The sequence below is a fragment of the Streptomyces sp. NPDC002853 genome (genome assembly GCF_053591915.1).
Map to the genome: position 1 here is coordinate 653,830 of NZ_JBSFUS010000003.1, position 11,089 is coordinate 664,918.

Genomic DNA, 11,089 nt, shown 5'->3' on the forward strand with positions numbered 1-11,089 from the left:
CTCGTACGGTGATCTGGGCCCCGCTCCTCTGAGGAGCGGGGCCCACGTGCGTCCCCAGGACCCCCACAGATAGCGTGTGTTCGCTTGTGTTACGCCCTCACCACCCCACGGGAGAGTCCAGAGTGAACCACCGCCCCATCCGGCTTCTGACGGCCGCGACCGCCGCGACCGCGGCCTTGTTGTTGACCGCGTGCGGTTCGGGGGGAGGCGGCGATTCCTCCTCCGACAAGATCGAGGGGGCGGGTGACGGCGGTTCGAAGGCTTCCGCGAGCCCCTCGGCGAAGCCGGGCGGGACGGAACGGCCGAAGATCAAGCTCCCGGCCGAGTTCAAGGCGGACTTCGCGGGCTGGACCAACAGTGACCCGAAGCTCCAGGCGGTGTTGGACGACGGCAAGGAGGAGCTGCGGGCGAAGTATGCGGCGATCATCGAGGCCGACCCGGAGTCGGAAGCGGTGGCTTTCTACGACGCGGGCAGCTCCCTCACCACGGCCCGTAAGTGGATCAAGGGTTTCGTCGAGACCGACGACAGCCTGATCGGTGAGATCAAGGCCTACGACCCGAAGATCAACCTCAGCGGCAAGGACGCGGCCGTGTTCTTCTACTGCGTCGACGAGCGCGAGTCGTCCACGAAGAACCGCAAGACCGAAAAGGTCACCGCCACCCCCGACACTCCCGAGTCCGTACTCCAGTACCGGGCCAGGCTCACCAAGTCCGAGCAGGGCGTGTGGCAGACCGTCTCGCTGGAGACCGTCCCCGGCGGTTGCGAGTAATGAGGGCCACCGCGAAGGCAGGCGCCGTCCTGCTCGCCGCAACTCTCGCCATCGGCCTCTCATCGACGGCCGCGTACGCCATCGGGGACAAGAACAACCAGAATCCGCCCGGGCCTTCGGGCGGCGCGAACAACAACACCCTGAACGCCGGGGTCGGCGCCACGAACATCAAGGTCAACCAGGTCAGCGGCGGCAAGGGCGGCTCCTCCGCCAAGGGACTCGCCCCGGTGGACCCCAACTGGAAGCCCCCGGCCTGCTGGTACGAGCCCGTGGCGACGTCCGAGGAGGTGAAGGCGGCGACCGATCAGCTCAAGAAGACCCCGAACGAGAACCTGGTCCCCGTCACGCCCTCGCTCAGCTGGGGGCAACAGCTGATGGTGGACTACTACGAGAAGGGCAAGCCGCAGAGCGACGGCACGAAGAGCTACAAGAACTTCAACCTCGGCAAGGACGGCAAATTCTGGCGCGGTGTCGTCAACCCTGACATGGAGGACGATCCCGGGGCCTACGACTGCGAGGAGACCCTCTTCTGGCAGGACGCCGGGACCCTCCCTCAGATCGACAACGCCCCCACGCCCGAGGTCCTCGCCTCATACGCGTACGACAAGGTCAAGGTCCCGGACACCAAGGTCGAGCTGAAGCCGGAAGGCAGGTCGACGGTGAACCTGCCCACCTGGATCTGGCTGGACAAGGGCAAGTTCGAGGACGTCAAGGTACGCGCGGAACTCCCCGGCACGGGCCTGTGGGCGGAGACCACCGCCAAGCCGGTCAGCCTCCACCTGGAGCCCGGCACGAAGGACGCGACGACCTTCCCGTCGTCGGGCGAGTGCAAGGTCAACGAGGACGGCAGCATCGGCACCCCGTACACGAAGGGCTCCTCGAAGGAGGACCCGCCGTGCGGCATCGCGTACCTGCGGGCCACTGACGGCGAGCCGTACGAGCTGAAGGCGTCCATCACCTGGGAGATCTCCTGGGAGGGCTCCGGCAACACGGGCGGCGACCTGCCGGACGGAACCTTCGACGGGACGCAGGACGTCGAAGTCCAGGAGATCCAGTCGATCAACCGATAGGCGGCGGGCCCGTTCCACCCGTACCGGCGCCGGCTTCGCCAACCGGGTGACATGACCTGACAGGTCGCGCCCGGCCGCCCGCGGTACGTCGGAACTCGACATTCGACACTTACCCTGACGGAATGTCAGACAACCAGTCGGTCGGCCTGTCCGTTGAGCAGCCCGTTCGTCAATCCGGTGAGCAGTCGACCGAAGATCAGTCGGTTGAACTGCTCGGCTTCGACAACGTCCTGTTTCCCGTCGGCGACCTCGGCGAGGCCGTCGCCTTCTATGAGCGTGCCGGGTTCCCCGTGACGCATCGGATCGACGAGATCGGGCTCGCGATCCTGAAGGTGGGCAAGGAGACGCCCGGGATTCTGCTGCGGGTGGAGGAGGGGGTCGAGCATCGGCCTTCCGCCTGGGCCACGCCGCGGGTGTGGCTCGAGGTGGGGGACGCCCGGGCCGCCGGGCGGGCCCTTGAGGCCGCCGGGGTCAAGGCGCTCGCTCCGCCCGCCTCCGTGGCCACGGGGTGGACCGTCGAGGTCGCCGATCCGTGGGGGAACGTCATCGGGTTCACCGACTACCGCAAGCGGCCCGAGCTGGCGCGGAGTTAGCCGCCGGTAGGCGCGCGTCACCGCCGGCGCGCGGCTCCACGCCCACCCGGCGGTTCGGGGTGAGCAAGGGCGGGCGTCAAGCCGCCCCCGGCGACACCGGCCTCTCGAAGAACGTCTCCAGCGACACCGTCGCCTGAGTCCCGCTCACCCCGTCGATCGCGTACAGCCGCCGCAGCACGTCCTGGAGTTGCTCCGTCGTCCCCGTTCGGACCTTTACCAGGACGCTGGCCGTGCCCGCGATGACGTGCGCCTCCTGGATCTCGGGGATCGCGACGAAGTCCGCCGCCCGGTCCCCCATCCATGCCGTCGAGTCGACCATGACGAAGGCAAGGACGCCTTGGCCCACGGCCGCCGGGTCGACGTCGACCGTCGTGCGGCGGATCACCCCGCGCTCGCGCAGTTTGCGTACCCGCTCGTGGGTCGCGCCCGCCGAGAGGCCCACCGCCTTGCCCAGGGTCGCGTAGGGCTGGGCGGCGTCCTCCTGCAGCAGTGCGAGCAGCGCCCGATCGGTGTCGTCCATCAGCTGTGGTCCCGCCATCCGTTCATTCCGTTCGTCGACTCTCGACGCCCGTCATCAACTCTTGACGAACACCGTACCTCGTACTGCACTATCGTCGTACTACCGAATGATGTTCGCTCATTGCGTGAGACAGGGGTCGTCATGTCTTCCCAGAAAGTCCCGACGTCGTACGAGGTTCTGGACGAGCGCTTCCGGACAGGGCGTTGCGCCAACGGGGACGCCAAGCTGGAGGTGCTGTACGACGACTGCCGGTGGGCGGAGGGGCCGCTCTATCTGCCGGCCTGGCGCCAGCTCATCTGGAGCGACATCCCCAACGACCGGCTGCTGCGCTGGGACGAGGCGACCGGTGCTGTCGGCGTCTTCCGTTCGAACGCCGGATACGTCAACGGCAACACCCTCGACAGGGAGGGCCGGTTGATCTGCTGCGAGCAGGGCAACCGGCGCGTGACCCGCACCGAACACGACGGCCGCGTCACGGTTCTCGCCGACCGCTTCGAGGGCAAGCGGTTCAACAGCCCGAACGACGCCGTGGTCCGCTCGGACGGGTCGATCTGGTTCTCCGACCCGGACTTCGGGATCACCAGTGACTACGAAGGGCATCGCGCGGCTGCCGAGATCGGTGGCTGCCACGTCTACCGGATCGACCCCGTCACCGGTGACGTGCGCATCGTCGCCGACGGCTTCGAGGGGCCGAACGGACTCGTCTTCTCGCCCGACGAGCGGCAGTTGTACGTCTCGGACTCACGGGCGTCCGCGATCCGCGCCTTTGAGGTGCGTGATGACGGGACCCTCTCGGACGGTGCCGTCTTCGCCGAGTCGAAAGCCGGCTTCGACAACATCCGCTTCGACGACGAAGGCCGGCTGTGGGCCGCCGCCTTCCACGACGGGGTGCACTGCTACGACCCCGACGGCACCCTCATCGGGCGGATCACGGTCCCGGAGGCCGTCGCCAACATCGCCTTCGGCGGGCCGAAGAACAACCGGCTCTTCATCGCGGCGACGACCTCGCTCTACTCCCTTGTGATGTCCGTGACCGGGCTGCCCCGGGTCCGGGCGAGGGCCTGACCCAGCGCCTCGGGGCGCGGGGCCCCGAGGCTCCGGTTCAGTTCACCGCGTCCATCTCCCCCACCGCCAGCTCCACGTCGTACACCAGCGGCTCGTCCGCGACCATGAGGTGCCGCGCGCGGGACGCGTAGCCGGACGCGGTGACGGCCAGCAGGTAGGCGCCCGCCGACGGGGCCGCGACGATGTACGAGCCGTCCGCCAGGGAGGTCACGCGGTCCAACTGGCCGCCTCCTTTGGAGAGGAGGGTCAGGGTCGCGCCCTCCACAGGTTCGCCCTCCGCGGAGCGGATGAACCCGTGCACTACGGAGGCGCCGCCTTCGGCGTCGGGCTCCCCCACGCGCGCGTGGGGGACGGGTGCCGGCTCGTCCGGTGCTTCCCGCGGCTCCACCGCCAGGTGCGGGAGGCGCTTCTCCAGGCTCGCGGGAAGCCACCAGTTGGAGCGCCCGAGCAGGTGCATGGCGGCCGGGACCAGGGCGGTGCGCAGGATGAACGCGTCCAGGGCGACCGCCGCCGCGAGGCCGATGCCCGCCATCGCGCCCTCCATGTCGCCGCTCAGGACGAACGCGGAGAAGACGCAGATCATGATCAGGGCGGCGCAGTTGATGACCCTGCTCGTCTCGGCGAGGCCCACTCGTACCGCACGGGCGTTGTCCTTGGTGTGCACCCATTCCTCGTGCATGCGGCTCACCAGGAACACCTGGTAGTCCATCGAGAGCCCGAAGAGCAGCGACAGCATGATGACGGGCAGGAAGGCGGTGATGGGGCCTTCCTTGCCGATGCCGAGGATCTCGGTGCCCCAGCCCCACTGGAAGACCGCCACCAGCACACCGAAGGACGCCGCCGCCGCGATCAGGTTCATCAGGGCAGCCGTCAGCGGCACCACCAGCGAGCGGAAAGCGACCAGCAGCAGGAGGAAGCCGAGCGCGATGATCGCTCCTACGAAGTAGGGCAGTCGATCGCCGGTCACCGCCGCGAAGTCCTTGAAGACGGCGGTGACGCCGCCTACATGGGCGTCGACCCCGGCCTGCGGAATCACGTCTCCCCGTAGACGGTCGATGAGCTGATCCGTCTCCTCCGACTGGGGCGATGTCGTCGGGACCACGTTGATGACGGACACGCCGTTCGCCGGTGGGGCGGCCGCCACCCTCGCGACGCCCTCCGTCTCGCGGATGGTCGCCACCAGGTTCCCGGTGTCGGCTTCTTCGGCCACTACTTGGAGGGGGCCGTTGAATCCCGGACCGAATCCCTCGGCCAGCAGGTCGTACGCCTGCCGGGTCGTCGTCGACTCCTGGTGGTTGCCCTGGTCGGTCGCGCCGAGCCGCAAGGAGAGCAGCGGCAGCGCGAGGAACGCCATCACCACGAAGGCGAGCGCCGCGATCGAGCGAGGACGCTTCTGTACGTACGAGGACCAGCGCGCCGCGAGCCCGCTCGCCTCGGCGGGCTCCGGTCCCGTGGCGGCGAGGTGGCGCCGCTGCCTGCGGCTGAGCACCCGGGGGCCAAGGAGTCCGAGGAGCGAGGGCAGCAGGGTGATGGCCGCGAGGACGCTCAGGACCACCGTCAGGGAGGCCGCGATGACCACGCCGTCCAGGAAGCGCATGTTCATCACCAGCATCCCGGCGAGCGCGATGCACACCGTGCCGCCCGCGAAGAGCACCGCGCGGCCCGAGGTGTTCAGGGCCTGCACCGCGGACTCCTCGGGCTCCATGCCGCGCAGGATGCCGCGCCGGTGCCGGGTGACGATGAAGAGCGCGTAGTCGATGCCGACGCCGAGCCCGATCAGCGAGCCGAGCAGCGGGGCCACTTCGGGGATGTCGGTGACGTGGCTGAGCAGCATCGTCGAGAGCATGCCGAGGCCCACTCCGAAGACGGCGATGACGATGGGCAGGGCCATCGCGAACAGCGAACCGAAGGCCAGGAAGAGCACGACGGCCGCGGCCGCGATGCCGACCATCTCGGCGATGCCGGTGGGCGGCTCCTGGATGCGGGTGATCGCCTGGCCGCCCAGTTCGACCTGGAGGCCGGAGCGTTCGGCGTGCTGCGCCGTGTCCACGACGTCCTGCACGAGTTCCTTGGGGACCGAGTTCGCCTCCTCGGCGAAGGTCACCTGGGCGTAGGCGATGCGCCCGTCCGCGCTGATCTGGGCCGCGCCCGCCTGCTTGGAGGCGTACGGGCTCGTGACCTCGCCGACGCCCTTCATGCCGGCGATCTCCTTGAGCGCGGGCTCGACGCGCGAACGTACGTCCGCGTCACGCGCCGAGGCTCCCTCGTCGACGCGCCAGACGACCGTGTCGGTGTCTCCGGCGCTCTCCGGGAAGGCCTTGGTCATCAGGTCGTACGCGCGCTTGGAATCGGTGTCCGGCAGGGAGAACACATTCGAGTAGTTCGTTCCCGCCGATGCCCCCGCGGCCCCCAGGCCGAACAGAGCCCCCACCCACAGCACAAGGACCACCAGACGGTGCCGATAGCACCACCGTGCCAATGCCGCCACGATCCACTCCTCCTTCGCGTCGTCAGGTCCCCCGGGTCCGTGCTTCAGGAGCCTCAGCATCGGCGCCGCCGCGCCCCGAAGGCGCCGCGCGGCCATGATTCTCAAGTAACTCCAAGGCACGGACCGGGTCTTCGTACAACGCCCGCGCCGATACTGAGGTCATGAGCCACGCCGAAGGCCAGCAGGGAACTGATGTCGGAGTGCGGACCGGACCGGCCGGCGCCGGGGCCACCGTGCTCGTCGTCGAGGACGAGCCGAGCATCGCCGACGTGCTCGCCATCGCCCTGCGCTACCACCGCTTCGACGTGATGGTGGCGGGCACCGTGCGCGAGGCCCTCGCGCTCGCCGGGCGCACCCGGCCCGACGTGGCGCTGCTCGACGTGATGCTGCCGGACGGCGACGGCCGTGCCCTGGCCGGGGAACTGCGGGCCCGGTGCCCCGACGCGGCACTGCTCTTCGTGACCGCGCGGGACGCGCCCGCGGAGGTCGTGGGCGCCCTCGGTCTCGGCGACGACTACATCACCAAGCCGTTCAACATCGACGAGGTCATCGCCCGTATCGGGGCGGTCCTGCGCCGCACCAGGGCGGGCGACGTGCTCCCCCAGCGGCCCCCGCTGCGCTACGGCGACCTGGAGCTGGACGAGACGGCCTACGTGGTGCGCCGCGCGGGCCGCTCGGCGCAACTCACCCCCACGGAGTACGCCCTGCTGCGCTTCCTGGTGCGCAACGGCGGCCGTGTGGTGCCCAAGGAGCAGCTCCTGCGCCATGTCTGGCAGTACGAGCACCCCGCCGAGTCGACCGTCGTGGAGACCTACATCAGTTATCTGCGGCGCAAGCTGGACGCGCTCGGACCACCGGTGATCACGACCCGGCGGGGTGTGGGATACGGCCTCGCATGAGGCGTGCGCACCGTGGCATGAGCTCGCTGCGCGCCAAGCTCACGTGGGTGAACGTGGCGCTCCTCGCTCTCGGCGTCGTCGTGGCGACCGGTGTGAGCGTCATGGGCATGCGCCACTACCTGCTGGACAACGTGGACGCCGAGCTGACGCAGTCGCGCTCCTCGCTGCTGAGCACCGGCCTCACCATGAAGGAGATCGAGAGGCTCAGTGAACTGGGCATCGCGCTCGACAAGCTCTCCCCCGTCGGCAAGGAGCGGGCGAGCGGCCTGCCGCGCGGGAACACGGTGTTCGTGGCGGTGGACGGCAGCGGTGCGCCCGTGGCCATCGGCGCCCTGGTGCCGACCACGCGCCAGCGCGCCCTGGCCGCCGCCGTCGACGACGCCGATGCGGTCGCGGACCTGGCCGAGCCGCAGGACATCACCCTGGACGGTGACGCCCACCGCATGGTGGGCGCGAAGCTCGCCGACGGCACGACGGTCCTGATGGCCGCGGACACCCAGGACGTGGAATCGGGCATCAGGAAGGCACTCAAGCTCGACGCCGCCTTCGGAGTGGTCCTGTTGGGGCTGCTCGCCGTCCTGACGATGATCTCCGCGCATCACCGGCTGCGGCCTCTGGAGGACATGGTCGAGACCGCGTCCGCCATCGCCGAGGGCGACCTCACCCGGCGCGTCCCGTCGAGCCGCGCCCCGGTGATGGAGACCGAACAGCTGCGCCTGGCCCTCAACTCCATGCTCCACCAGGTGGAGTCCGCCTTCGAGACCCGCGAGCGCAGCTCGGCACAGCTGCGGCGCTTCGTGGCCGATGCCTCGCACGAGCTGCGTACGCCCTTGTCGGCGATCCGGGGCTATCTGCAGCTGTACGACAAGGGGATGCTCCGTGACCCGGCGGAACGCACGCGCGCGTGGAGCCGCGTCATCGCCGAGACCGACCGGATGGGACGCCTCGTCGACGAGCTGCTCACCCTGGCCCGCCTCGACCAGCAGCCGGAACTGCGCCTCAGGAACGTCGACCTGAGCCGTCTCGTACGGGACGCCGCCGACGATCTGCGGGTGCAGGAGCCGGAGCGTCCGCTCACGGTCCGCGCCGAAGGGGCGGTGCTGGTCCGCGCGGACGAGTCGGGGATGCGCCAGGTGCTCGGCAATCTGCTGGGCAACGTACGCGTCCACACGCCTGTCGACGCGCTGGTCACGCTGGGCGTGGAGCGGCAGGACGGGGTGGTGCGGCTGCGCGTGGCCGATCAGGGGCCCGGCCTCGCGGAGGCGGACGCGGCACGCGTCTTCGACCGGTTCTTTCGCGCGGGCGGGGGTGCGGGCAGCGGGCTGGGAATGGCGATCGTGCAGGGGGTCGTCGCGGCGCACGGCGGCGAGGTGGGGGTGGAGACGGCGCCGGGGGCGGGGCTCACGGTGACGGTCACGTTGCCTGCGCGGCCGGGCGGTTGAGGTGGGCGGGCAAGCTGGGGGCGCGGCTCAGGGAGGGGCGTGAGGCCGCTCAGGGGGCGTCTCAGGCCCGTACCAGCGCCCACACCGTCTTCCCGTGCCGTCCTCGTTGCCAGACGCCCCACGCCTCGGCGAGGGCGTCGAGCATGCGCAGGCCGCGGCCGCTCTCCGCCAGGGGCCCCGTGTCCCGCGCTTCCGGTCTCGTCGGGCTCTCGTCGGACACTTCTATGAAGCAGTCCCCGTCGGCGAGCACCGTGACCGCGACCTCGAACTCCCGGTCGAGGACGAGGCCGTGGCACACCGCGTTCGTCACGAGCTCCGACACGAGGAGCACGGCGTCGTGCAGCGCCGCGCTCTCCTCCTTGTGGCCCCAGGCGGCCAGATGATCATGGACGCGGAGCCGGGCGAGCGATACGGACGCCGGATGCGGAGGCAGCCGGAAAGCCTGTCGTCGCAACAATGTTCCCCCTATGGCACACCAAAGCGCCAAGAACCGCACACACTTCCGACACTTTATGCTGCGCAGAGGTAATGCCCGGTGTCACACCGTCACCGTATGGCCCGGCTGTATCCGGCCAGGTTCGTCCCGCATCGAACCAACGCGCGATTAGGCCTGGCGGGAGGCCAGTTCGACGACCGTGATGTCCGACGGCGCCCCCACCCGCACCGGCGGCCCCCACGCGCCCGCGCCACGCGTCACGTACAACTGCGTGTCGCCGTAACGCTCCAGGCCCGCGAGCGTCGGATTCGCCAGGTCGGCGATGAAATTGCCTGGCCAGAGCTGTCCGCCGTGGGTGTGCCCGGAGAGCTGGAGGTCGACGCCGTGCTTGACGGCGTCGTGGATGACGACCGGCTGGTGGGCAAGGAGCACGGAGGCCCGCGAGCGGTCCCTGTCGCCCAGCGCCTTGGCGAAGTCGGGTCCGTGTCCCTCGCTCTCGCCCGCGATGTCGTCCACGCCCGCGAGGTCGAAGCCGGGCAGCTCGGTGCGTGCGTTCTCCAGGGGCCGCAGGCCGAGTTCGCGTACGTGGTCGACCCACTGCTCGGCTCCCGAGAAGTACTCGTGGTTGCCGGTCACGAAGTACGCCCCGTGCCGCGCCCGCAGCTGCGCGAGCGGCTCGGCGGCCGGGCCGAGGTCCTCGACGCTGCCGTCCACCAGGTCACCGACAACGGCGATGAGGTCGGGCTGCGTGCCGTTGATCGTGTCCACCACGCGCTGCGTGAAGCCGCGTCCGAGAATCGGACCCAGGTGGATGTCGCTGACCACCGCGATCCGGAAGCCGTGCGCCCCGCGCGGCAGCTTGGCCAGCGGCACGGTGACGCGCTTCACGCGGGGGCCGCGCAGGACGCCGTAGCTGCCGTAGCCGACCGTTCCGACGGCGACGGCCGCGGCGGTCCCGCCGACGACGCGGGAGACGAAGAGGCGCCTCGAGGGTGCGGTGGGTTCCGCGCGCACCGGAGAAGGGGCGGGGTCAGGAGCGGGGGCGGGAGGGGTGTCGGGAGGGGTGTCGGGAGGGGTGTCGGGAGGGGTGTTGTCCTCCGGCTGGGCGGGGTCCTCCGTAGAGGGCGACTTCTTGTGCCGCCGCAAGAAGAAGGGCCGTACGAGCTCACCGACAAGAAGCGCGAGCACCAGGTAGATCGAAAGGGCCATCCACATGAAGCCGGGCCAGGCCAGCACCTTCTGCAGCCAGAACGGCGCCCCGGCCCGCTCACTCGCGACCGCCGCGAACATCAGCAGCGGCCCCGCCACGAAGATCACGGCACCCGCACGCCGGGCGAACCCCGGCCCGGACGTGGTGTCCCGCACCAGACGCCGCCATGCGTACCACTGCATCGCGGCGAGGGCCGCGAGCGCGGCGAGACCGACCAGCACGAACAGGATGACCACGGTTGTGCGCCCCTCAGCAGTGCCCGAAGTGACCGATCGGCTTCACCGATCAGCTATGACGTACAGCGCAGAGCACGGACTCCGCGCAACCCGATGGCCCCAACCACCGTCCCCAAGACAAAGGAGGCGACGGCGAGCGTCAGGTGCACCCAGAAGTACGCGGTCGGGTCGCCTGCGTCATCGAAGGCGAGCCCACTGCCGTCCTTCCACAGGTTCTTGACGAAAGTGATCCAGATGAACCAGCTCCACACACCGAAGGCGAGCAGGAACCAGGAGACCGGGCGGCTGAGCTTCATGCGTTCAGTATCGCGAGCCTCCCTTCCGCACCGCCGCCGGGGTGGGGAGACCGGACCGCCCCAG

The 11,089-nt window shown here is 69.8% G+C and carries 11 protein-coding genes; 6 read left to right on the forward strand and 5 right to left on the reverse strand.

The window, feature by feature from the left end; translation table 11 throughout:
- Window positions 1–122 precede the first annotated feature (122 nt).
- From ACWD02_RS10870 to ACWD02_RS10880, 3 genes are all read left to right on the forward strand, one after another.
- Entirely contained in the window at window positions 123–770 is a 648-nt protein-coding gene (locus ACWD02_RS10870) for a hypothetical protein (protein ID WP_451207300.1), read from the forward strand.
- Window positions 770–1,840, forward strand: a complete 1,071-nt coding sequence (locus ACWD02_RS10875; protein WP_451207302.1) for a hypothetical protein — start codon at window positions 770–772, stop codon at window positions 1,838–1,840. The genes ACWD02_RS10870 and ACWD02_RS10875 overlap by 1 nt, the downstream gene beginning before the upstream one ends.
- Window positions 1,841–1,962: 122 nt before the next feature.
- Entirely contained in the window at window positions 1,963–2,433 is a 471-nt protein-coding gene (locus ACWD02_RS10880) for a VOC family protein (RefSeq protein WP_451207305.1), read from the forward strand.
- A 76-nt stretch (window positions 2,434–2,509) separates the two neighbouring features.
- Here ACWD02_RS10880 and ACWD02_RS10885 read toward each other — a convergent pair whose 3' ends face one another.
- Complete coding sequence (locus ACWD02_RS10885) at window positions 2,510–2,953, reverse strand: Lrp/AsnC family transcriptional regulator (RefSeq protein ID WP_451207308.1); 444 nt, start codon at window positions 2,951–2,953, stop codon at window positions 2,510–2,512.
- Between the two features lie 141 nt (window positions 2,954–3,094).
- On the opposite strand from ACWD02_RS10885, the gene ACWD02_RS10890 reads away from it, so the two are divergent.
- Window positions 3,095–4,018, forward strand: coding sequence for an SMP-30/gluconolactonase/LRE family protein (locus tag ACWD02_RS10890; RefSeq protein ID WP_451207311.1), 924 nt, complete (start codon window positions 3,095–3,097; stop codon window positions 4,016–4,018).
- 37 nt (window positions 4,019–4,055) lie between these two features.
- Here ACWD02_RS10890 and ACWD02_RS10895 read toward each other — a convergent pair whose 3' ends face one another.
- Window positions 4,056–6,497, reverse strand: a complete 2,442-nt coding sequence (locus ACWD02_RS10895) for an MMPL family transporter (RefSeq protein ID WP_451207495.1) — start codon at window positions 6,495–6,497, stop codon at window positions 4,056–4,058.
- Window positions 6,498–6,739: 242 nt separating this feature from the next.
- On the opposite strand from ACWD02_RS10895, the gene ACWD02_RS10900 reads away from it, so the two are divergent.
- Entirely contained in the window at window positions 6,740–7,405 is a 666-nt protein-coding gene (locus tag ACWD02_RS10900) for a response regulator transcription factor (protein WP_451207498.1), read from the forward strand.
- A 17-nt stretch (window positions 7,406–7,422) separates the two neighbouring features.
- Window positions 7,423–8,847, forward strand: coding sequence for an ATP-binding protein (locus tag ACWD02_RS10905; RefSeq protein WP_451207314.1), 1,425 nt, complete (start codon window positions 7,423–7,425; stop codon window positions 8,845–8,847).
- A gap of 61 nt (window positions 8,848–8,908) precedes the next feature.
- Here ACWD02_RS10905 and ACWD02_RS10910 read toward each other — a convergent pair whose 3' ends face one another.
- The 3 genes from ACWD02_RS10910 to ACWD02_RS10920 all read right to left on the reverse strand — a co-directional run bounded on the left by ACWD02_RS10910 (window position 8,909) and on the right by ACWD02_RS10920 (window position 11,025).
- Window positions 8,909–9,304: an ATP-binding protein gene (locus ACWD02_RS10910; RefSeq protein ID WP_451207317.1), complete on the reverse strand. Its 396-nt coding sequence runs from the start codon at window positions 9,302–9,304 to the stop codon at window positions 8,909–8,911.
- Window positions 9,305–9,451: 147 nt separating this feature from the next.
- On the reverse strand, window positions 9,452–10,729 hold the full coding sequence (locus tag ACWD02_RS10915) for a metallophosphoesterase (protein ID WP_451207320.1): 1,278 nt from the start codon (window positions 10,727–10,729) through the stop codon (window positions 9,452–9,454).
- A 53-nt stretch (window positions 10,730–10,782) separates the two neighbouring features.
- Window positions 10,783–11,025, reverse strand: a complete 243-nt coding sequence (locus ACWD02_RS10920; protein ID WP_451207323.1) for an SCO4848 family membrane protein — start codon at window positions 11,023–11,025, stop codon at window positions 10,783–10,785.
- Between the last annotated feature and the right edge of the window lie 64 nt (window positions 11,026–11,089).

Excerpts from the sequence above, each read along its gene's own strand:
- ACWD02_RS10890 (WP_451207311.1), top strand. The coding sequence starts at position 3,095 with ATGTCTTCCCAGAAAGTCCCGACGTCGTACGAGGTTCTGGACGAGCGC.
- ACWD02_RS10880 (WP_451207305.1), top strand. The coding sequence starts at position 1,963 with ATGTCAGACAACCAGTCGGTCGGCCTGTCCGTTGAGCAGCCCGTTCGT.
- ACWD02_RS10920 (WP_451207323.1), bottom strand. The coding sequence starts at position 11,025 with ATGAAGCTCAGCCGCCCGGTCTCCTGGTTCCTGCTCGCCTTCGGTGTG.
- ACWD02_RS10875 (WP_451207302.1), top strand. The coding sequence starts at position 770 with ATGAGGGCCACCGCGAAGGCAGGCGCCGTCCTGCTCGCCGCAACTCTC.
- ACWD02_RS10885 (WP_451207308.1), bottom strand. The coding sequence starts at position 2,953 with ATGGACGACACCGATCGGGCGCTGCTCGCACTGCTGCAGGAGGACGCC.
- ACWD02_RS10905 (WP_451207314.1), top strand. The coding sequence starts at position 7,423 with ATGAGCTCGCTGCGCGCCAAGCTCACGTGGGTGAACGTGGCGCTCCTC.